The organism is Streptomyces sp. NPDC008313 (genome assembly GCF_042956125.1).
Lineage (GTDB): Bacteria > Actinomycetota > Actinomycetes > Streptomycetales > Streptomycetaceae > Streptomyces.
The window spans coordinates 78,668-99,371 of sequence record NZ_JBIBFR010000028.1; the positions used below are offsets into that span (position 1 = coordinate 78,668).

The 20,704-nt window shown below is 71.7% G+C and carries 17 protein-coding genes; 13 read left to right on the forward strand and 4 right to left on the reverse strand.

The features are described 5' to 3' along the window. Window positions 1–148 precede the first annotated feature (148 nt). Both ACFY93_RS29850 and ACFY93_RS29855 read left to right on the forward strand, forming a co-directional pair. Complete coding sequence (locus tag ACFY93_RS29850; protein WP_391364733.1) at window positions 149–1,060, forward strand: SGNH/GDSL hydrolase family protein; 912 nt, start codon at window positions 149–151, stop codon at window positions 1,058–1,060. Between the two features lie 30 nt (window positions 1,061–1,090). After that, window positions 1,091–2,071, forward strand: a complete 981-nt coding sequence (locus ACFY93_RS29855) for a galactose-1-epimerase (protein WP_391364735.1) — start codon at window positions 1,091–1,093, stop codon at window positions 2,069–2,071. 138 nt (window positions 2,072–2,209) lie between these two features. Here ACFY93_RS29855 and ACFY93_RS29860 read toward each other — a convergent pair whose 3' ends face one another. Beyond that, window positions 2,210–4,780: a glycoside hydrolase family 3 C-terminal domain-containing protein gene (locus ACFY93_RS29860; RefSeq protein WP_391364737.1), complete on the reverse strand. Its 2,571-nt coding sequence runs from the start codon at window positions 4,778–4,780 to the stop codon at window positions 2,210–2,212. A 64-nt stretch (window positions 4,781–4,844) separates the two neighbouring features. Between ACFY93_RS29860 and ACFY93_RS29865 the strand changes: the two genes are divergently transcribed. Continuing rightward, complete coding sequence (locus tag ACFY93_RS29865) at window positions 4,845–5,501, forward strand: TetR family transcriptional regulator (RefSeq protein WP_391364739.1); 657 nt, start codon at window positions 4,845–4,847, stop codon at window positions 5,499–5,501. Here ACFY93_RS29865 and ACFY93_RS29870 read toward each other — a convergent pair. Both ACFY93_RS29870 and ACFY93_RS29875 read right to left on the reverse strand, forming a co-directional pair. After that, window positions 5,483–6,361, reverse strand: a complete 879-nt coding sequence (locus tag ACFY93_RS29870; RefSeq protein WP_391364741.1) for an EI24 domain-containing protein — start codon at window positions 6,359–6,361, stop codon at window positions 5,483–5,485. The genes ACFY93_RS29865 and ACFY93_RS29870 overlap by 19 nt on opposite strands. Before the next feature lie 120 nt (window positions 6,362–6,481). Continuing rightward, entirely contained in the window at window positions 6,482–7,504 is a 1,023-nt protein-coding gene (locus ACFY93_RS29875) for a zinc-binding dehydrogenase (protein ID WP_391364743.1), read from the reverse strand. 109 nt (window positions 7,505–7,613) lie between these two features. Here ACFY93_RS29875 and ACFY93_RS29880 point away from each other — a divergent pair, with 109 nt between their 5' ends. Together ACFY93_RS29880 and ACFY93_RS29885 are read left to right on the forward strand one after the other, a co-directional pair. After that, the gene (locus ACFY93_RS29880; RefSeq protein WP_391364745.1) at window positions 7,614–8,045 is read left to right on the forward strand and encodes a MarR family transcriptional regulator; all 432 of its coding nucleotides are present in this window, start codon (window positions 7,614–7,616) and stop codon (window positions 8,043–8,045) included. Between the two features lie 131 nt (window positions 8,046–8,176). Further along, complete coding sequence (locus ACFY93_RS29885; RefSeq protein WP_391364747.1) at window positions 8,177–9,013, forward strand: hypothetical protein; 837 nt, start codon at window positions 8,177–8,179, stop codon at window positions 9,011–9,013. Between the two features lie 28 nt (window positions 9,014–9,041). Here ACFY93_RS29885 and ACFY93_RS29890 read toward each other — a convergent pair whose 3' ends face one another. Further along, window positions 9,042–9,794 (reverse strand): hypothetical protein, encoded by a 753-nt coding sequence (locus ACFY93_RS29890; RefSeq protein WP_391364749.1) that lies wholly within the window; start codon window positions 9,792–9,794, stop codon window positions 9,042–9,044. Between the two features lie 263 nt (window positions 9,795–10,057). Here ACFY93_RS29890 and ACFY93_RS29895 point away from each other — a divergent pair, with 263 nt between their 5' ends. The 8 genes from ACFY93_RS29895 (at window position 10,058) to ACFY93_RS29930 (ending at window position 20,527) form a co-directional block, all read left to right on the forward strand. Further along, on the forward strand, window positions 10,058–11,215 hold the full coding sequence (locus ACFY93_RS29895; protein ID WP_391364751.1) for an enolase C-terminal domain-like protein: 1,158 nt from the start codon (window positions 10,058–10,060) through the stop codon (window positions 11,213–11,215). Further along, window positions 11,212–12,216, forward strand: coding sequence for an alcohol dehydrogenase catalytic domain-containing protein (locus tag ACFY93_RS29900; RefSeq protein ID WP_391364753.1), 1,005 nt, complete (start codon window positions 11,212–11,214; stop codon window positions 12,214–12,216). Before ACFY93_RS29895 ends, ACFY93_RS29900 begins: the two co-directional genes overlap by 4 nt. 118 nt (window positions 12,217–12,334) lie before the next feature. Next, window positions 12,335–13,303, forward strand: a complete 969-nt coding sequence (locus ACFY93_RS29905; protein ID WP_391364755.1) for a hypothetical protein — start codon at window positions 12,335–12,337, stop codon at window positions 13,301–13,303. A gap of 141 nt (window positions 13,304–13,444) precedes the next feature. Beyond that, entirely contained in the window at window positions 13,445–14,557 is a 1,113-nt protein-coding gene (gene chvE, locus ACFY93_RS29910) for a multiple monosaccharide ABC transporter substrate-binding protein (protein WP_391364757.1), read from the forward strand. A gap of 31 nt (window positions 14,558–14,588) precedes the next feature. Next, window positions 14,589–16,130 (forward strand): multiple monosaccharide ABC transporter ATP-binding protein, encoded by a 1,542-nt coding sequence (mmsA, locus tag ACFY93_RS29915; protein ID WP_391364759.1) that lies wholly within the window; start codon window positions 14,589–14,591, stop codon window positions 16,128–16,130. 5 nt (window positions 16,131–16,135) lie between these two features. Next, on the forward strand, window positions 16,136–17,380 hold the full coding sequence (gene mmsB / locus ACFY93_RS29920; RefSeq protein WP_391364761.1) for a multiple monosaccharide ABC transporter permease: 1,245 nt from the start codon (window positions 16,136–16,138) through the stop codon (window positions 17,378–17,380). 52 nt (window positions 17,381–17,432) lie between these two features. Beyond that, entirely contained in the window at window positions 17,433–18,593 is a 1,161-nt protein-coding gene (locus ACFY93_RS29925) for a galactose-1-epimerase (protein WP_391364763.1), read from the forward strand. A gap of 251 nt (window positions 18,594–18,844) precedes the next feature. Continuing rightward, window positions 18,845–20,527 carry an aminotransferase class I/II-fold pyridoxal phosphate-dependent enzyme gene (locus tag ACFY93_RS29930; protein ID WP_391364764.1) on the forward strand — a complete coding sequence of 561 codons (1,683 nt, stop codon included), beginning with the start codon at window positions 18,845–18,847 and terminating at the stop codon, window positions 20,525–20,527. Window positions 20,528–20,704: the final 177 nt, after the last annotated feature.

Below are 20,704 nucleotides of genomic sequence, written 5' to 3' on the forward strand. Positions count from 1 at the left end.
ACGGGGCGAGGCTACCGTGCGGCGGGGCAAGGAGTGTGACGTACCGTCGGTCCGAGCGGGCAGAAATACCGATGTTTCACCCGGCGGGACCTGTGCGGGACACGGTCCGGCGTCCGGGAGCCGCCCGCCGGGACACGAGGGGACCAGGATGCGGAACGGACGCCGCGGTGTGCGTCGTGGACGTGCCGTCGTCGCGGGCGCGACGGCGGCCCTGCTGTGCCTGGCCGGCTGCGACGCCTCGGGCGGCGACTCCCCGGGGCCGCGGGGGACGTCGGCGGACGGGCATCCGTCGCCGAGAGCGACGCCCTCCTGGGACCGTTCCCCCCGGTCGATGGCCGCCGTGGGTGACTCCATCACGCGCGGGTTCGACGCGTGCAGCGTGCTCTCGGACTGCCCGGAGGTGTCCTGGGCGACCGGCAGCGACCCGCGGGTGCGCAGTCTCGCCGTGCGCCTGTTCGGGGCGTCCGGGGCCGCCGGGCACAGCTGGAACTACGCGGTGACCGGCGCCCGGATGGCGGACCTTTCCGGCCAGATCACGCGCGCTGCCGCGAGGAAGCCGCAGTTGGTCACCGTGATGGCCGGGGCCAACGACGCGTGCCGCTCCAGTACGTCGGCGATGACGTCGGTCGCCGGCTTCCGGGCCGGGTTCGAGGACGCGATGGCCACCCTGCGCCGGCTGCTGCCCAAGGCGCAGGTGTACGTGTCGAGCGTGCCGGATCTGCACCGGCTGTGGTCCCAGGGGCGCACCAATCCGCTGGGCAAGCAGGTGTGGAAGCTGGGCATCTGCCCGTCGATGCTGGGGGACGCGGACGCGCTGGACGCGGCGTCGGCCGAGCGGCGCGCGATGGTGGAGGACCGGGTGGAGGCGTACAACGAGGTGCTGGAGGACGTGTGCGCCGAGGACCGGCGGTGCCGTTTCGACGGCGGCGCGGTCTTCGAGTACCGCTTCGGCACGGAGCAGTTGAGCCACTGGGACTGGTTCCATCCGAGCAGGAACGGCCAGGCTCGGCTGGCCGAGATCGCCTATCGCACGGTGACGGCGAAGAAGCCGGCCGTGTGACGGACGCCTCGGCCGCGTAGGGTTCCGATCATGCGCAGTGAACTCTTCGGCACCCTTCCCGACGGTTCCCCCGTCCATCGCTGGACGCTCGAGCGGGCCGGGGTGCGGGTGCGTGTCCTGACGTACGGCGGGATCGTGCAGTCGGTGGAGGTGCCCGACCGGGACGGGCTGGCCCTGGACGTGGTGCTCGGCTTCTCCGACCTCGCGGGCTATCTGGCCCACCCCGAGCCGTACTTCGGGGCGCTGGTGGGCCGGTACGCGAACCGCATCGCGGGCGGCCGCTTCCCGCTGGAGGGGCGCGTCCACGAGCTGGCCCGCAACAACGACCCCAACTCCCTGCACGGCGGGGAGCGCGGCTTCGACAAGCGGGTGTGGGACGCGGAGCCGGTCGAGCACGGTCTGCGGCTGTCCCGGGTGAGCCCGGACGGCGAGGAGGGCTTCCCGGGCCGTCTGACGGTCGCCGTGACGTACGCGCTGGACGCGGACGGCGCGCTGCGGATCACCTACGAGGCGGTCACGGACGCGCCGACCGTGGTGAACCTGACGAACCACTCGTACTGGAACCTGAACGGTTCGGGGAACGCGGGCGGTCACGAACTGTCCCTCGCCGCCTCGCGGTTCACCCCGGTCGACGAGCATCTGATCCCGACCGGCGTCGCCTCCGTCGAGAACACGCGCTTCGACTTCCGCGAGGCCCGCAAGACCGGTTCCGGGTACGACCACAACTTCGTGCTCGACAAGGGGGTCACGGACACCGCGCGGCCGGTGGCGGAGCTGTACGACCCCTCGTCCGGCCGGGTGCTGACCGTGGCGACGACCGAGCCGGGCCTCCAGCTCTACACCTCGGACCACCTCGACGTGTCGGTGCCGTACGCGCCGGGCGACGGCATCGCGCTGGAGACGCAGCACTTCCCCGACTCCCCCAACCGGCCAGAGTTCCCGAGCACGCGGCTGGACGCGGGCGAGGTGTACCGGTCGGAGACGGTGTACGGGTTCTCGGTGCGGGACTGAGCGGTGCGGGACCGGGCCGTACGGGACTGAGCGGTGCGGGATCGGGCCGTGCGGGCGGGGTGACGCACGAGCCCCGGTCCGGATGTCAGGTTCCGGCCCGGGGCTGTCCGTGGGGCGCGCGACCGGTGGGTGCGCGCGTCATACCTCGATCATGGTGCGCACCCGGACGTCCCCGAGGGAGCGGCCCGCGCGAAGTTCGTACGAACCCTTCACACCTACCCAGGATCTCGCCGTCTCGTCCCAGATCTCGAAGGCGTGCCGGGCGAGCTCGACGACGGCCTCGGCGCTCTCGCCGGGACCCGCCTCGACGGTGGCGAAGCCCGCCAGCCACCGTTCCGGGCGCTCGCGGTCCTTCTCGGCACAGTCTTCGGCGGGTGCCAGGTAGACCTGGACGACCTCGCGTCCGGGGCGGCCGCCGGTGTTGCGCACGGTGACGGTGGCGGTGGTGCCGGTGACCCGGACCGACTCGTAGGCCCAGTCGGTGTAGCCGAGGCCGTGCCCGAAGGCGTACGAGGGGGTGCGGCCGGCCCGGTCCCAGGCGCGGTAGCCGATGAACACGCCCTCGTCGTAGTGGAGTCTGCCGTCCTCGGGGGTCACCCGGCTGACCGGGGCGTCGGCCAGGGTGCCCCAGGTGGTGGGCAGCCGGCCGCCCGGTTCGGCGGCGCCGGTGAGCACGTCGGCGAGGGCCGCGCCGCCCTCCTGGCCGGGGAACCAGGTCAGCAGGACGGCCGCCACCTCGTCGCGCCACGGGAGTTCCACCGGGGAGCCGGAGTTGACCACCACGACGGTGTCCGGGTTGGCGGCGGCGACGGCGCGGACCAGGTCGTCCTGGCGGCCGGGCAGCCGCAGGTCGGTGCGGTCGTAGCCCTCGGACTCGACGCGTTCGGTGGTGGCGACCACGACGACGGCGGTGTCGGCGGCGCGGGCCGCCTCGGCGGCCTCGGCGATCAGCTCGTCGGGGTCGCGCCGCGGCTCCTGGTGGGCGAGCCCGAAGCCGACGACCTTCAGGGGAAGGTGCTCGGGGAAGCTGACCACGTGGCGCAGCGACACCTGGTAGCTCTTGCCCGCGGTGAGTTCGACGCGGGCGCGCGGGACGGGTGCGCCGAAGAACGAGATGAACGGGTCGTCGGCGTCGGTGGTCTGCACGTCGTCGTAGTGGACGGTGCCGTCGACGGTGAGGGTGAACGGGCCCAGGCCCTTGATGCCGAGGAGGTGGGGGCCGTCGGTGCGCGGGGTGAAGGTGCCGGTCAGCTCGACGCTGTGCAGGGCGTCGTGGGTGACCCCGTCGGGGAGGTCCGAGCCCATCCACTGGATCAGCCCGCTGGGCGCCGAGCCGGTGCCGAGGACGGTGCCGGCCGCGTCGTAGCAGACCGCCCGCAGGTCGAACCCGGTCTCGGCGATGGCGAGTTCGTCGCTCGGATCCGCGCCGACGGCGTAGGTGACGCTGCCCTCGGGGAGGGCGGCGGTGAGCCCGTCGAGGGGGGACACGACGTGCGCGGGGAAGACGGTGGCGGAGCCGCCGCCGAGGATCCGGGCGTCGCGGGCGGCGGCGCCGCAGACGGCGACGGTGCCGGGGCGCAGCGGCAGGACGGCCCGGGGGGCGGCTGCTTCAGCGGAGGCTCCGGTCACGTCGGCGCGCGCCTCGTCGCGCGCCTCGTTGCGGACGAGGACGAAGGAGCGGTGGGCGATCTCGCGGGCCAGGGCCTCGCCGTCGACGGGGGCGGGCGGTTCGGTGACCGCGGGCTCGGCGCCCTCCAGGATGCCGACGCGGGCGGCGAGGCGCAGGACGTTGCGGACCGCCTCGTCGACGGTGGCCTCGGCGACCTCGCCGGCCCGGACGGCGGCGGCCAGTGCCTCGCCGTAGACGGTGACCGGGCCGGGCATGGCGACGTCGAGGCCGCCCTCGGCGGCGGCGGTGGTGGACCGGGCGGCCGTCCAGTCGGAGACGTTGATGCCGTCGAAGCCCCATTCGCCGCGCAGCACCTCGTTCACGAGGTGGTGGTGCTCGGTCATCGTGGTGCCGTTGACCGTGTTGTAGGCGGTCATGATGCCCCAGGGGCGGGCGTTGTCGACGATGGCCTCGAAGGGCGCGAGGTACAGCTCCCGCAGGGCGCGGGCGGGGACGACGTTGTCGACGGTGAAGCGGTCGGTCTCCGCGTCGTTGGCGACGAAGTGCTTGACGGTGGTGCCGACGCCGCCGGACTGCACCCCCTGTACGTAGCCGGTGCCGATCTCGCCGGTCAGGTGGGGGTCCTCGCTGTACGCCTCGAAGTGCCGGCCACCGAGCGGGGAGCGGTGCAGGTTGACCGTCGGCGCGAGCAGCACGTGGACCTGCTTGCGGCGGGCCTCCTGGGCGAGCAGGACACCGGCGCGGCGGGCGAGTGCGGGGTCCCAGGTGGCGGCGAGCGCGGTCGGGGAGGGCAGGGCGACGGAGGGGTCGTCGGCGGTCCAGTGGACGCCGCGCACCCCGATCGGGCCGTCGGACATGACCAGCGACTTCAGGCCGATCTCCGGGAGGGCGGGCAGCGACCACATGTCCTGTCCGGCGAGCAGCCGCGTCTTCGCGTCGAGGCCGAGTCTGCCCAGGGCCGCCTCGACGACCGCCTCCCGTGCCTGGTCAGCCGTGTCCGTCCGCTGTGCGTCCCGGGTCCGTGCTGTCTCCGCCACGACGGCGCCTCCTCGTTGACGTGCGTTGACGACGGGGCCCATCCTGCACCCGCTCCCTGTTGATCGGTAGGTTTCGTCACCTTCTCGTGACATCGGAGGGAGGCGGATGCCGTACGGTGACGCCATGACGACCAGGGCCAGGAGTCAGGAACGGCGCGCGGACATCGTGCGGGCCACCCTGGAGGTGATCGCCGAACGCGGATACCGGGGTGCGAGCCTGGCCGCGGTGGCCGAGCGCGTCGGACTCACCCAGCAGGGGCTGCTGCACTACTTCCCGACCAAGGAGGCGCTGCTCGTCGCCGTCCTGAAGGAGCGGGACCAGTGGGACGCGGTGCCGGACAGCCAGTGGCGGCTCGACCTGCTGGGTTCGCTCGTGGACTACAACGCGATGCGGCCGGGGATCGTGCAGACCTTCTCGGCGCTGCTGGGCGAGAGCGTCACGGAGGGGCACCCGGCGCGGGACTTCTTCCGGGGACGGTACGGGCAGGTGCGCGCCAACATGGCGGAGGTCCTGCGCCGCGAGTACGGCGACCGGCTGCCGGGCGGACTCACCCCGGAGCGGGCGGCCCCGCTGCTCGTGGCGGTGATGGACGGGCTGCAGTACCAGTGGCTGCTGGACCCCGAGTCGGTGGACATGCCCGGCGCCTTCCGGGACTTCCTCTCACTGCTGGGCGGGACGGCCGGACCGGACATGAAGGGGGCCGGCGAGGGCGCCGGCGCGAGGACGGCCGGTGAGAGGGCCGGTCAGCCCACGGCCGACTGACCCCGCCCGTCGGCGCCCACGCCGCCGCGGTCACCGGCGCCGTCCGGTCCACCGGCGCCGTCCGGTCCACCGGTTCCGTCCCGGTCGCCGTCCTCGTCCCGGTCGCCGTCCCCGGTCTCCTCGCCGCGCAGGTCGCGGGCCATCAGGGTGGCGCCCGCGACCGCGCCGGGCATCAGGAGGACGGCGACGAACGGCACCAGGAAGGCCAGGCCGAGGGGGGTTCCGAAGCCCCAGACCAGCATCTTGCGGGAGCGCAGCAGGGTGAGCCGGTCGCGGAGATCGACCCCGCGGCGCTGGAGGGCGACCGCCGTCAGTTCCTCGGTCAGGAAGAAGCCGGTGACGAAGAAGCCGATCACCGGGATCACGGTCTGCCCGACGAACGGGAGGAAGCCGAGGGCGAACAGCAGTACGCCCCACAGCACCGCCCGGATCAGGATGCGCACGCTGTCCCAGGCCGAGATCCACAGGTCGCGCCAGAGCGGAAGCCCCGACTCGGGGGCCGTGCCGTCCGGTGACACGTCACGGTCGACGCGCTCGGACAGGGCCTCGTAGAAGGGCTGGCCGACCAGGAGCGTGACCGCGGTGAAGGTGAGCACCGACAGCAGGAGCGCGAGGGCGAAGAGGACGGCGGTGAGGAACCCGCGGAAGAGACCGGCCCAGGGGCTGGACCAGTCGTCGGCGAAGGGGGTCGCCCACGCCACGAAGTCGGTGCCCCACAGGGCCAGCGCGACCAGCGCCGCCGCGTACAGCACGAGGGTGATCAGCCCCGGGAGCAGCCCGAAACCGTACTGCCTCCCGTGCCGGGCCACCCATCGCTGCCCGCGCACCAGATAGCCGAAGCCCACCCCGAGATCACGCATGGTGAGAACCCTACCCAAGTCCTGTCCGGCATGATCCGGACGAAGGCCGAGGGCCGCACCCCACGTGCAGGGGTGCGGCCCTCGTCGTACGCGACGACCCGGCGGCCGGGCGTCACGGGGTCAGAGCTTGACGATCATCTTTCCGGTGTTGGCGCCGCGCAGGACCCCGAGGAACGCCTCCAGGTTCTGCTCGATGCCCTCGACGACCGTCTCGCGGTACTTCAGTTCGCCGGAGCGGACCCAGGCGCCGACCTCCTTCACGAACTCCGGCTGGAGGTCGTAGTGGTCGCCCACGAGGAAGCCCTCGATGCGGCCGCGGGTCTGGATGAGACGGGCGAGGTTGCGCGGGCCGGGGGCGGGCTCGGTGTTGTTGTAGACGGAGATCATGCCGCAGACGGCGATGCGGCCGTCCCGGTTCAGGGAGCCGATGGCGGCCTCCAGGTGGTCGCCGCCGACGTTGTCGAAGTAGACGTCGACGCCGTCGGGGGCGGCCTCGCGCAGCTGCTTGCCCACCGGGCCGTTCTTGTAGTTGAAGGCGGCGTCGAACCCGTACTCCTCGACGAGCAGCCTGACCTTCTCGTCGGAGCCTGCCGAGCCGATGACGCGCGAGGCGCCCTTCAGCCGGGCGATCTGCCCCACCTGGCTGCCCACGGCACCGGCGGCGCCGGAGACGAAGACGGAGTCGCCCTCCTTGAAGGCGGCGGTGCGCAGCAGACCCGCGTACGCGGTCAGGCCGGTCATGCCCAGCACGCCGAGGTAGGCGCTGAGCGGGGCGGCCTCGGGGTCGACCTTGACGGCGTTCTTGGCGTCGACCACGGCGTACTCGCGCCAGCCGAAGAAGTGCAGGACGTGGTCGCCGGCCGAGATCCCCTCCGCGTTCGAGGCGACGACCTCGCCGACCGCGCCGCCCTGCATGGCCTTGCCCAGCTCGAAGGGGGCCACGTACGACTTGGCGTCGCTCATCCGGCCGCGCATGTACGGGTCGACGGATACGTACTGGTTGCGTACCAGGACCTGGCCCTCGCCCGGCTGCCCGATCTCCGCCTCGACGAGGTCGAAGTCCCCGGGCTCGGGCCAGCCGACCGGGCGGCTGACCAGGTGCCATTCGCGGCTGACGGCGGGAAGCTGGGGCGTGTCGGACATGGGGCGCGCCTTTCGTGGGGGACCGGGAACGGTTGCCAATACTTCAGTACCTGAAACAACCATGCGCCTGAATATTTCATTATGTCAAGTAACCGGTTAACCTGGTTTCATGGCCACGCAGAAGACCCGCCCCGACTCCCTGACCTTCGAGGTCGTCGACCTCATCGGCAGCGTGGTGGCCCGCTACCACGAGGAGTACGAGGAGGCGGCCGCCGAGCACGCCCTCACGGGCGCGCAGGCGCGGCTGCTGAGCCTGCTCTCCCTGGAGCCGCTGCCCATGCGCCGGCTCGCCCAGAAGCTGAAGTGCGAGCCGTCCAACGTCACGGGGATCGTGGACCGGCTGGAGGCGCGCGGGCTGGTCGAGCGCCGCCCCGACCCCGGCGACCGGCGCGTCAAGCTGGCCGCCGCCACCCAGGAGGGGGGCCGGATCGCCCGGAGCCTGCGGGACTCGCTGGACTTCGCCCGCGAGCCGCTGGCCGGCCTCACCCACGAGGAGCGGCTGTCCCTGCGGGACCTGCTGCGGCGGATGCTGGAGGTATAGGGCCTTTCGTTCGGATCGTGCCGGGCTGATCCGAACGAAAAGCCTCAGCGGCGGGCGGACCGTCGCGGGCGCGGTGCACCCGAACGGCCCCCTCGGCGGAACGCGAACGCGGGCCCGGGCGTCCAAGGGGCGTGAACGCCTCCACGGGACTGAGCCCGTACCGCGCCGCCGTCGCCGCCCTGGCCGCCTTCCTCGCCCTGGGCGCCGCGGCCTGCGGCTCCTCCGCCTCCTCCGGGACCGCGGCGTCGTCCGCCTCCGCCTCGCCGTCCGGTGCGCAGGGTTCGCCGGACAGCGGTGACGGCGGCCTGGTCCTGCGGGTGCGGGACGGGGGCGGCTTCGCGCCCCGGCCCGCGTCCGGCCTCCCGCTCTACTCGCTGTACGGGGACGGCACCCTGGTGTCGGTACGGTCCTCGGAGGCGTCCTCCCGGCAGGCCCCGCTGCCCGCGCCCCGTGTCGCCCGGCTCTCCAGCGGTCAGCTGGGCGCCGTCGAGGACGCCGCGCGGGACGCGGGTCTCGGGCGGGCGGGGACGCTGGGGCCGACGCCGCCGCCGGACGCGTTCACGAGGTCGTACCGGTTCGGCGGGGCGCTCACCACGACGGTGGCGCCGGAGATGCGCGACTGCGCCGCGCAGCACGCGCTGTGCGCCCTGGACGAGCGGCTGGCCTCCCTCGCCGAGCCCTCCGAGCCGTACCGCTACACGACCCTCGCCGCCGTCTTCCACGAGACCGGGAAGGGCACTTCGTCCGGTGCCGCGACGTGGCCGCTGGGGGATCTGGCGGGCGCGGGCGAGCGGACCGGCCAGGGCCGGTGCCTGCTGATCCGCGGCGCGGACCGGGAACGGGTCGAGCGGGCGGCCCGTACCGCCGGCTCGCAGTCGTGGACGGACGGCACGGCCACCTACCGGGTGGTGCTGCGCCCGCTGCTGCCCGGGGAGAAGACCTGCGCGGACGTCGCCGGCGACGCCTGAGAGCTGTCCCGTGACCCCGGTGGGCGCCTCAGGTGCACCACCACAGGAAGCGGTCGCACCGCTTCGTGGGGGTGGGGTCCGGCTCCGGGTCCTTGGTGGGCGTGTCGGAGGCCGGGGGCGGCGGCGCGGGGGTGCCGGAGTCCGTGGTGGCGGGCGGTGCGGAGGTGCCGGGCGCCGGCCCGGTGGACGCCGACTGCTCCTCCTTGTCCTTCTTCCCGTCCTCGTCGTCGTCCTTGCCGGCGTCCTCGGACTTCTCGTCCTTGTCCGACTCGGAGGGCGAGGGGGACGGCGAGGCGCCGGCGGAGGCGGAGCCCGCGCCGCCGCCGCCCGTGGTGCCGCCGGAGGACGCGTCGACCTCCTCGGCGGAGCCCGAGCCGTCGGGGGAGGCGTCGGCGGCGGACGCCGCCTTCGGGGAGGTTCCCGGTGCTTCGAGGCCGAGTTCGGCGAGGCTCAGCCCGCCCGCGGCGAGCAGCAGTCCGGCGCCGGCGAGCAGGACCGTACGCCGCCTGCGGCGGTGTGCGGCGGCCTTGCGGTCCCGGCGGCTCGATCCGGGGGCGGAGGCGCGGCGGCCGTCGCGGGCGCGACCGCGCCGGGCCGCGGCCCGGCCGGGGCGCACGTCCCCGGCGCCGTCCTGGCCCGCGTCTTCGCCGTCGGCCGGGCCGGCCTCGGGGTGCGCCTCGGGTTCGTCCGCGTACGCGCGCAGCTCTTCGGCCGATGTGCCGCAGCCCGCGCAGGCGAGGGCTCCGTTGAGGTGCCGTCGGCACGCGTGGCAGTAGTCCATGACGCCGGAAGACTAGATTCCTCGCAGGTGGCGTTCATAGGCACGGCTGTGAATGTTGTGTAGGGAAACGGGTGTTCGGCAGCGGTGCGGAGGTGCCGGGCGGCATCGCGCGGGCGACGAGCGCGGCATACCGGAGAAATTCGTCGCCCGTCATCGCGTTTGACCCATTGACACCCTCGGGTGTCCGTCCTTACTGTCACGCCAGCATTTCGAACGTGTGACGAAATATCGAACAGCAACAACGAGCACAGGGGGCAACTGCCGTGCGCATCACGGGAATCAGCACGCACGTGGTCGGGACGCCGTGGCGCAACCTGACGTACGTCCAGGTGCACACCGACGAGGGACTCACGGGAGTCGGCGAGACCCGGATGCTGGGCCACACCGACGCGCTCGTCGGCTATCTGCGGGAGGCGGAGACCAACCACGTTCTCGGCTCCGACCCGTTCGCTGTCGAGGACCTCGTCCGCCGTATGAAGTACGGCGACTACGGCCGGGCCGGCGAGATCGTCATGTCCGGCATCGCGGTGATCGAGATGGCCTGCTGGGACATCAAGGGCAAGGCCCTGGGCGTGCCGGTCTGGCAGCTCCTCGGCGGCAAGGTCACCGACAGGGTGAAGGCGTACGCCAACGGCTGGTACACCACCGAGCGCACCCCGGAGGCCTACCACAAGGCCGCCCAGGGGGTCATGGAGCGCGGCTACAAGGCGCTCAAGATCGACCCCTTCGGCACCGGCCACTTCGAGCTGGACCACGAGCAGAGCCTGTACGCGGTCTCGCTGATCGAGGCCGTGCGGGACGCGATCGGGCCGGACGCCGAGCTGATGCTGGAGATGCACGGCCGGTTCTCGCCCGCCACCGCCGTCCGGCTCGCCCGCGACCTGGCGCCGTTCAAGCCGGCCTGGCTGGAGGAGCCGGTGCCGCCGGAGAACCTGAAGGCGCTGGAGAAGGTCGCCGCGAAGGTGGAGATCCCGGTGGCGACGGGTGAGCGCATCCACGACCGCATCGAGTTCCGCGAGCTCTTCGAGAGCCAGGCCGTGGACATCATCCAGCCCGACGTCGGCCACATCGGCGGCATCTGGGAGACCCGCAAGCTCGCCGCGACCGCCGAGACCCACTACATGCTGGTGGCCCCGCACAACGTGGGCGGCCCGGTGCTCACCGCCGCGAGCCTCCAGGTCGGCTTCACCTCGCCTAACTTCAAGATCCTCGAACACTTCAACGACTTCGCGGACGCGGAGATCAAGAAGGTCGTGAAGGGCGCCCCGCAGGTCGTCGACGGCTACTTCGAGCTCTCGCACGAGCCCGGCCTCGGCGTCGAGCTGGACACGGACGCGACGGCCGAGTTCCCGCAGCAGCAGGCCCGCTTCGACCTGTGGGCGGACGGCTGGGAGACGCGCCGGCCCAAGGGGACGCAGTGAGCGGCGCGGTCGTCGTCGACGGGCCGGGCGAGCACCGGATCGTCCCGCACGAGCCGGTGGCGCCCGGTGCGGGCGAGGCCCTGGTCCGGGTGCACGCGGCCGGCATCTGCGGCAGCGACCGCGAGGTCCTCCAGGGCAACCGGCCCGAGGGCTACGTGCGCTACCCGCTCACCCCAGGCCACGAGTGGTCCGGGACCGTCGAGGCGGTCGGGGACGGGGTGCCCGGGGCGCTCGTCGGCCGCAAGGTCGTCGGCGAGGGCTTCCGCAACTGCCAGGTCTGCGACCGCTGCCACGCGGGCGAGACAACGCTGTGCAGCGCCGGGTACGAGGAGACCGGGTTCACCCTGCCCGGGGCGATGGCGGACACGCTGACCCTCCCGGCGCGACTGCTGCACGTCCTGCCGGACGACGCGGACCTGAGCGCCGCCGCCCTCCTGGAGCCGGCCGCCTGCGTCGCGGCGGCGGCGCTCAAGGCGGACGCCCGCCCGGGCGAGCGGGTCGCCGTGGTCGGCACCGGGACGCTCGGGATGTTCGCGGTGCAGTTCCTCGCGGCGGGCTCCCCGGCCGAGCTGCTGGTCGTGGGCACCCGCCCGGACCGCGACCGGATGGCCCGCGACTTCGGCGCCACCGACTTCCGCACCCGGGACCAGGAACTCCCCGGCGGCTTCGACGTGGTGATCGAGACCGCCGGGTCGGCCTCCGCCGCACGCTCGGCCGCCGCGCTGCTCAGGCGCGGCGGGCGCCTCGTCCTCACCGGGATCCCGGCGCCGGGCGCCGAGGGGCTCGACCCCACCGATCTCGTCGTACGCCAGCTGGAGGTGCACACCGTGTTCGGTGCTCCGCCCGCCGCCTGGGCGCACACCGTACGGGTCTTCGCCGCCGGGCTGCTGAACCCGCTGCCGCTGATCACCCACGAGCTGCCGCTCACCGCCTTCTCCGAGGCCGTCGAGCTGGTGGGGTCCGGCGACCCGAAGGTCGGAAAGGTGCTGCTGCGCCCCTGAGGCGCCCCACGCGGGTACGCCGGTGCGGGCTCCTGACGCCCCGCGCCGGCGTACACCCACCGACACGAACCCCGTCCGACATACCGAACACGCACCACCGAACACGAAGGACCAGCCAGTGACCGACGCTCCTCCCACGGCGCCCCGTCGACCCGGTGAGCAGGCGCTCGCCGCGCTCGGCCTGGGCGCGCCCGCCCCCTCCCCCGCCGACGCCTCGCCGCACACCTTCCCCGGGGGCGGCAGCTGGCGCACCGAAGTCCCGTCCGTGGAGGGCCCCGAGGCCGTCGCCGTGGTCCTCAAGGAGGCATCCCGGCTCGACGTTCCGATCCACCGCATCAGCCAGGGCAGCGGCGTCTGGATGCTGACCGACGCCGAGATCACCGAGATGGCCGAGGCCACCGCCGAACGCGACATCGAGCTGTGCCTGTTCACGGGCCCGCGCGGCACCTGGGACATCGGCGGCTCCACCCGCTCCGACTCGCGCGGCGGCGGACTGCGCGCCCGGGGCCACGACGCGGTCGCCGGCTGCGTCGAGGACGCCGTCCGGGCCACGGAGCTCGGCGTCAAGTGCCTGCTCGTCGCCGACGAGGGCGTGCTGTGGACGCTGCACCGGGCCCGCACCGCCGGGATCATCCCCGCGGACACCACGCTGAAGGTCTCGGCGCTGATCGGCCCGGTCAACCCGGCCTCGTACGCGGTGTACGAGCGCCTGGGCGCCGACTCCGTCAACGTGCCCAGCGACCTGACGCTGGATCACCTCACGGAGATCCGCCGGGTCTCGGCCGCCCCCATGGACATGTACATCGAGGCCCCGGACGACCTGGGCGGATATGTGCGGATGTACGAGGTCGCCGAGCTGATCCGGCGCGGCGCGCCGCTCTACCTGAAGTTCGGCCTGTCCAAGGCGCCCGGGATCTACCCGTACGGCAACCACATGCGGGATCTGACCCTGGACACGGCCAAGGAGCGGGTGCGGCGCGGACGGCTCGCCCTGGACCTGCTGGCCCGGCACGGCGCGGACGGCGGGATGGCGCCTCTGGGCTCACGTCTGCCCGGTTCGCTGCGCCGGTTCGACACCGCCTCATAACGTTCCCGAAAAAGGCTTCACAGAAGGCGACACAGTCGCGCAGAATCCCACACACTCGCCTCGGTCTCTCCCCGCTCCGCCCTTCGGGGCACCTTCGCACCGGCAGACCGAACCGCGCCCCACTCATCAAGGAAGATGATCATGAGCAACCGCAGAGCCGCCCTCGCCGCCATAGCCTGTGCCGCCTCCCTCGCCCTGACCCTGTCCGCCTGCGGACAGAGCGGCGAGGGCGGCAGCAAGGAGGACAAGAAGGACCCCAAGGGCTCCACCGTCGGCATCGCGATGCCGACCAAGTCGTCCGAGCGCTGGATCGCCGACGGCGCCAACGTGGAGAAGGACCTGAAGGCCGCCGGTTACAAGACCAAGCTGGTCTACGGCGAGGACGACCCCGACACCCAGGTCTCGCAGATCGAGAACATGATCACCCAGGGCGTCTCGGCCCTGATCGTCGCGGCCATCGACAACAAGTCCCTGGACAACGTGCTCCAGCAGGCCGCCGACGCCGACATCCCGGTCATCTCCTACGACCGCCTGATCCTCGGCACCAAGAACGTCGACTACTACGCCTCGTTCGACAACGAGAAGGTCGGCGAGCTGCAGGGCACGTACATCCTGGACAAGCTCGGCCTGAAGGACGGCAGCGAGAAGGGCCCGTTCAACATCGAGCTGTTCGCCGGCTCCAACGACGACAACAACACGAAGTACTTCTTCGGCGGCGCGATGAAGGTCCTGCAGCCGTACATCGACAAGAAGCAGCTCGTCGTCCGGTCCGGGCAGACCAAGCTCAACCAGGTGACCACGCTGCGCTGGGACGGCGGCACCGCCCAGAAGCGCATGGACGACCTGCTGACCTCCGCGTACTCCAAGGAGCGGGTCGACGCGGTGCTCTCGCCGTACGACGGCATCTCCATCGGCATCCTGTCGGCGCTGAAGTCCGACGACTACGGCTCCAAGTCGAAGCCGCTGCCGATCGTCACCGGCCAGGACGCCGAGGTCGCCTCGGTGAAGTCGATCATCGCGGACGAGCAGACGCAGACCGTCTACAAGGACATCCGCAAGCTCGCCGAGGTCGCCACCGACATGGTCGACTCCGCGCTGAAGGACAAGAAGCCCGAGATCAACGACACCAAGACCTACGACAACGGTGCCAAGGTCGTCCCGGCCTACCTGCTGCAGCCGGTGAGCGTCGACAAGAGCAACTACCAGAAGGAGCTCATCGACTCCGGTTACCTCAAGGCGAGCGACGTCAAGTAACCGCGGCTCTCAGAGATTGGAAGGCACGACCATGGCGGGACCCGTCCTGGAAATGCGCTCGATCGTCAAGACCTTTCCCGGCGTCAAGGCGCTGTCGGACGTCACGCTGACCGTCCGGCCGGGCGAGGTCCACGCCATCTGCGGGGAGAACGGCGCCGGGAAGTCGACCCTCATGAAGGTCCTCTCCGGCGTCCACCCGCACGGGAGTTACGAGGGGGACATCCTCTTCGAGGGTGAGGTCTGCGAGTTCAAGGACATCCGCGCGAGCGAGCGGCGCGGCATCGTGATCATCCACCAGGAGCTCGCGCTGGTGCCGTACCTCTCCATCGCGGAGAACATCTTCATCGGCAACGAGCACGCCAGCCGCGGCGTCATCAGCTGGAACGAGACGCTGAAGCACGCCACCCGGCTGATGCGCCGGGTCGGTCTCGAGGACCATCCGCAGACCCGCGTCGCCGACATCGGCGTGGGCAAGCAGCAGCTCGTCGAGATCGCCAAGGCGCTGTCGAAGGAGGTGCGGCTGCTGATCCTCGACGAGCCGACGGCGGCCCTCAACGACGAGGACAGCGGCAAACTCCTCGATCTCATCCTGGAACTCAAGGACCAGGGCATCGCGTCGATCATCATCTCCCACAAACTCAACGAGATCGAACGGGTCGCCGACTCCGTGACGATCCTCCGCGACGGCCGGAGCATCGAGACCCTCGACGTGAAGGCCGCGGAGACCACCGAGGAACGCATCATCAACGGCATGGTGGGCCGCGACCTCGACCACCGCTTCCCGGAGCGCACCCCGCACCACGCCGAAGCGGGCGCCGCACCCGCCCTGGAGATCCGCAACTGGACCGTGCACCACCCCATCGACCAGCACCGCAAGGTGGTCGACGACGTGTCGCTGACCGTCCGGCGCGGAGAGATCGTCGGGATCGCCGGCCTGATGGGCGCGGGCCGCACCGAGCTGGCGATGAGCGTCTTCGGGCGCACCTACGGCCGGCACGCGGGCGGCACGATCCTCAAGGACGGCGAGGAGATCCGTACGAAGACCGTCCCGGAGGCGGTCGCGCACGGCATCGCGTACGTCACCGAGGACCGCAAGCACTACGGGCTCAACCTGCTGGACACCATCGGCCGCAACATCTCGCTCAGCGCGCTGGACAAGGTCGCGAAGCGGGGCGTCGTCGACGAGCACGAGGAGCGCAAGGTCGCCGAGCGCTTCCGCAAGTCCATGAACATCAAGGCGCCCACCGTCTTCGAGCCGGTCGGCCGGCTGTCCGGCGGCAACCAGCAGAAGGTCGTCCTCAGCAAGTGGATCTTCGCCGGTCCCGACGTGCTGATCCTGGACGAGCCGACCCGCGGCATCGACGTGGGTGCCAAGTACGAGATCTACACGGTCATCGACCAACTGGCCGCCGAGGGCAAGGCGGTCGTCTTCATCTCCTCCGAACTCCCCGAACTGCTCGGCATGTGCGACCGCATCTACACCATGGCAGCCGGGCGGCTCACCGGTGAGGTTCCGCGTTCCGAGGCGACGCAGGAAGTGCTGATGCGGCACATGACCAAGGACAAGAGGTAGGACCCATGAGCGCCAACGTCACGGCCAAGACCCCGGCCGAAACAGCACCCGGGGGCGGACCCTCCGGCTCCGGCCCCGGCCTGCTCACCCTGCTGGTCGACGGCATGCGCAGCAACATGCGCCAGTACGGCATGCTGCTCGCCCTCGGGGTGATCGTCGCCCTGTTCGCGGTGTGGACCGGCGGCGACCTGCTGCTGCCGCGCAACGTGTCCAACCTGGTGCTGCAGAACAGCTACATCCTGATCCTCGCGATCGGCATGATGATCGTCATCATCGCGGGCCACATCGACCTGTCGGTCGGCTCGATGACCGCGTTCATCGGCGGCGTCGCCGCGGTGCTGATGGTCAACCACGACATACCCTGGCCGATCGCCGTGGTGCTGTGCCTGGCCGTGGGAGCCGCCGCGGGGGCCGCCCAGGGCTTCCTGATCGCGTACCTGGGGATGCCGTCGTTCATCGTGACGCTCGCCGGCATGCTGATCTTCCGCGGTCTGACCGAGGTCTTCCTCAAGGGCCGCACGCTGGGCCCCTTCCCGAAGGGCCTGCAGAAGGTCGCCAACGGCTTCCTGCCCGAGGTCGGCCCGAACACGAACTACCACAACCTCACACTGCTGCTCGGCCTCGCCCTGGTCGCCTTCGTGATCTGGCGTGAGGTCAAGGACCGCAGGCGGCAGGCCGAGTACTCCCTCGACGTGCTGCCCGCCAAGCTGTTCGCGGTGAAGCTGGCGCTGCTCACCGCGGCGATCATCGCGCTCACCATGGAGCTCGGCAGCTACAAGGGTGCCCCGGTCGTCCTGCTGGTCCTGGCCGCGCTCCTGGTCGGCTTCGGCTACGTCATGCGCAACGTGGTCGTCGGCCGTCACGTGTACGCGATCGGCGGCAACCTCCCCGCGGCCCGGCTGTCCGGCGTCCGGGACAAGAAGGTCACCTTCCTCGTCTTCCTCAACATGGGGATGATGGCCGCGCTGGCGGGCCTGGTCTTCGCCGCGCGGTTCAACGGAGCATCGCCGAAGGCCGGCGTGAACTTCGAACTCGAGGCCATCGCGGCGTCGTTCATCGGCGGCGCGTCGATGAGCGGCGGCGTCGGCACCATCCTCGGCGCCATCATCGGCGGTCTGGTCCTCGGCGTGCTCAACAACGGCATGAACCTCGTCGGTGTCGGTACCGACTGGCAGGGGGTCATCAAGGGCCTCGTCCTGCTGGCCGCGGTCGGCTTCGACGTGTGGAACAAGCGCAAGGTCGGTTCGTAGAACCCATCGGGCCCCGCCGGACGGCGGGGCCCTCTCCATTTCGGGAGCGCACATGGAAACGAGCAGACGCACGGTCATCGCGGCGGCCGCCGCGGCGGGAGTCACCGCCGCCGGCATGGGCACGGCGCACGCGTCCGGATCCGGTTCGGGGTCCGGCCGCAAGCCCGTCAAGGAGCTGTTCGGCAGGCTCGCCGACGGCACGAAGGTGTACCGCTGGTCGCTGGAGAACGGCGGGACCCGGCTGAAGGTGCTGTCGTACGGCGGCATCGTCCAGTCCCTGGAGATCCCGGACCGGCGCGGCCGGTACGCCAACGTCTCGCTGGGCTACGACAACCTGGACGCGTACGTCGCCGGCACCACGTTCTTCGGCGCCACCATCGGCCGCTACGGCAACCGCATCGCGAACGGCCGCTTCACCCTCGACGGCACCTCCTACCAGCTCTCCGTCAACGACGGCGACAACAGCCTGCACGGCGGCGCCAAGGGCTTCAACACGCGGGTGTGGGACGTCGAGGGCTTCACGTCGGACTCCGAGGTCGGCCTGCACCTGTACTACACCAGCGTCGACGGCGAGATGGGCTACCCGGGCACGCTGCGCACCCGCGTGACGTACACGCTCACCCGGAACGGCGACTGGCGCATCGACTACCGCGCCACCACCGACAGGGCGACCGTCGTCAACCTCACCAACCACACGTACTACAACCTCGCCGGTGAGGGCGCGGGCGGCATCTACGATCACGAGCTCACCCTGGCCGCGAGCCGGTACACCCCCACCGACTCGGGTCTGATCCCCACCGGCGAGCTGGCGAAGGTCACGGGCACCCCCTTCGACTTCCGCCGGGCCAAGCCGGTCGGCCGGGACATCCGGACCGGTCACCCCCAGCTGGTGACCGCCAAGGGCTTCGACCACAACTGGGTCCTCGACAAGGGCGTGACGGCGGATCCCGTGCACTTCGCGACCCTGCGCGACCCCTCCTCCGGCCGCACCCTGAAGATCGCCACCGACCAGCCCGGCGTGCAGTTCTACTCGGGAAACTTCCTCGACGGCACCCTGGTGGGCACCTCCGGGCGCACCTACCGCCAGGGTGACGGACTGTGCCTGGAGACCCAGCACTTCCCGGACTCCCCCAACCAGCCGTCGTTCCCGTCGACGGTGCTGCGCCCGGGGCAGACCTACCGGACGACGACGGTCCACTCGTTCGGCGTCTGACGCGTCCGCGCGCGCCGTCGAGATCCGGCGTCGCGCGCACGCCGGCGGAATCCAGCGTCCGCGCGCGTCGGGACCAGGCGTCCCACACGCCCGCGCATACCCCGGCACACGGAACCTTCACACCTGTTGAACGGCGCCACCCCCGTGTCCGTATGAGGGGGTGGCCCGTGCTCCCCCGCACGGGCCACCCCAGTCGACGGGCCCGTGCGCCCCGCCCCGGCGGCGGGCCCGTCCGCGACACGGAGGTTCCCTTGCCCGACAACGTCACCTCGCTGTTCCGCGGCACGGCGGCGCACAGCCCCTCGATGGCCGCGCTGACGCGCGAGGGCGACGGAATCGGTCCGGTGGACTTCTGCATCCCCTGCAACCCGTACTTCCCCACGCCCGCCATGTTCGACGACCTGGCGGGACGGCTGCGGGAGATCATCACGTACTACCCGAGCAGCGCCGACACCATCACCGCCGAGTTGTGCGGGCTGCTACGGCTCCCGCCGCAGTGCGTGGCCATGGGCAACGGCTCGACCGAGCTGATCACCTGGATCGACCATCTGCTGGTCCGCGAGTCCCTCGCCGTCCCCGTCCCCACCTTCGGCCGCTGGACCGACCAGCCGATGGAGACCGGCAAGCGGGTCGACATGTTCCCGCTCCAGGAGTCGAACGGCTTCGCGCTCGACCTGGCCCGGTACGCCGAGTTCATCCGGGCGCGCGGCACCCGTGTCGCCGTCCTGTGCAACCCGAACAACCCCGACGGCGGCTTCCTGCCCCGTCAGTCCGTCGTCCAGTTCATGGACGCGATGGCCGACCTGGACCTGATCGTCGTCGACGAGTCGTTCCTGGAGTTCGCCGACGCCGAGTCCGAGCCGAGCGTCGTCGAGGAGGCGGTGATGCGCCCCAACGTCATCGTGCTGCGCAGCCTCGGCAAGAACTTCGGGCTGCACGGCATCCGCTTCGGCTACCTCGTCGCCAACCCGGCGCTGGCGGGCAAGGTCCGCTCCATGCTGCCCAAGTGGAACCTCAACTCCTTCGCGGAGCACGTGGTGTTCATGCTCCGGGAGCACGGTCCCGAGTACCTGGAGAGCCTGCACATGGTCCGCCGGGACCGGCTCGACATGGCCCGCGAACTGTCCGCGCTGCCCGGGCTCACCGTCTACCCCTCGCAGGGCAACTTCCTCTTCGTCCGCCTCCCCGTCGGCGCCGAGGGCACCGTGGTGCGGGACCGGCTGCTCACCGAGCACCGGATCCTGGTCCGCGAGTGCGGCGACAAGATCGGCTCGTCCAGCCGCTTCCTGAGACTCGTGGTGCGCCCCCGGTCCGACGTGCGCCGCCTGGTGTCCGGCATGCAGTCGGTGCTTTACGGGGCCGGGGCCGGAAGGGAGGCCGTCGTGCCCGCGCCGGGCGCGGGGAACGGCTACTACAGCTCGGGCACCGCGGCCGTCGACCGGCTGATGAGCCAGACCGGCGGAGCGGGCGCGCGCCTGGCCGCGCCGCCGCGGCCCGCCGTAGCCCAGGCGGTGGGCGCGGCGCCGTACGCCACGCCCCAGGCGATCGGGCCGGGCCCCGCCACCGAGGTGATCGCGGCCGCCGTCGTCACCGGCGTCGGCCGCACCGGCGTCGGCACCGGCGTGCCCCTCCCGGCCGCCGCCCCGGCCCCGGCGGTGGCGTCCGCGTGGCCGACGCCCGCTGCCCCAGCCGCCTTCCCCGCGCCCGCCGCCCCCGCGCCCTCCGCCTTTCCACCCGCGACGCCCATCCCGGCGCCCACGCCGGCTGCCGTCACGACCCCTGCCGCGGCGTACGGTCCGACCCCGCCGGGGGTACCGGCCCGGGGTGGCCTCACCGCGGCCCAGGTCCGCGGGATGACCGCCCCGGCCCAGGGCCTCTCCCCCACCCCGGCGACGGGCTGGCCCGAGGCGGCCGGGCTGGGCCGGACGGGCTGACCGGGCACCCCACCGGCGCGGACACCGTCGCGCAGTGGTCAGAGCTAGCAACATCCACTCATGTCACTAACATCGAAGTTACTAACCTCGCGCTTTCACGAGATGGGGTGTCCGAGGCTTGATCAAATAAGCGGAGAGTGCTCCTGACCTGCAACGATGGGACTTGTCGAGGGTCCT

Excerpts from the sequence above, each read along its gene's own strand:
- ACFY93_RS29870 (WP_391364741.1), bottom strand. The coding sequence starts at position 6,361 with ATGCGTGATCTCGGGGTGGGCTTCGGCTATCTGGTGCGCGGGCAGCGA.
- ACFY93_RS29875 (WP_391364743.1), bottom strand. The coding sequence starts at position 7,504 with ATGTCCGACACGCCCCAGCTTCCCGCCGTCAGCCGCGAATGGCACCTG.
- ACFY93_RS29850 (WP_391364733.1), top strand. The coding sequence starts at position 149 with ATGCGGAACGGACGCCGCGGTGTGCGTCGTGGACGTGCCGTCGTCGCG.
- mmsA (WP_391364759.1), top strand. The coding sequence starts at position 14,589 with ATGGCGGGACCCGTCCTGGAAATGCGCTCGATCGTCAAGACCTTTCCC.
- ACFY93_RS29865 (WP_391364739.1), top strand. The coding sequence starts at position 4,845 with ATGCCGTACGGTGACGCCATGACGACCAGGGCCAGGAGTCAGGAACGG.
- ACFY93_RS29880 (WP_391364745.1), top strand. The coding sequence starts at position 7,614 with ATGGCCACGCAGAAGACCCGCCCCGACTCCCTGACCTTCGAGGTCGTC.
- chvE (WP_391364757.1), top strand. The coding sequence starts at position 13,445 with ATGAGCAACCGCAGAGCCGCCCTCGCCGCCATAGCCTGTGCCGCCTCC.
- ACFY93_RS29855 (WP_391364735.1), top strand. The coding sequence starts at position 1,091 with ATGCGCAGTGAACTCTTCGGCACCCTTCCCGACGGTTCCCCCGTCCAT.
- mmsB (WP_391364761.1), top strand. The coding sequence starts at position 16,136 with ATGAGCGCCAACGTCACGGCCAAGACCCCGGCCGAAACAGCACCCGGG.
- ACFY93_RS29860 (WP_391364737.1), bottom strand. The coding sequence starts at position 4,780 with ATGGGCCCCGTCGTCAACGCACGTCAACGAGGAGGCGCCGTCGTGGCG.
- ACFY93_RS29890 (WP_391364749.1), bottom strand. The coding sequence starts at position 9,794 with ATGGACTACTGCCACGCGTGCCGACGGCACCTCAACGGAGCCCTCGCC.
- ACFY93_RS29925 (WP_391364763.1), top strand. The coding sequence starts at position 17,433 with ATGGAAACGAGCAGACGCACGGTCATCGCGGCGGCCGCCGCGGCGGGA.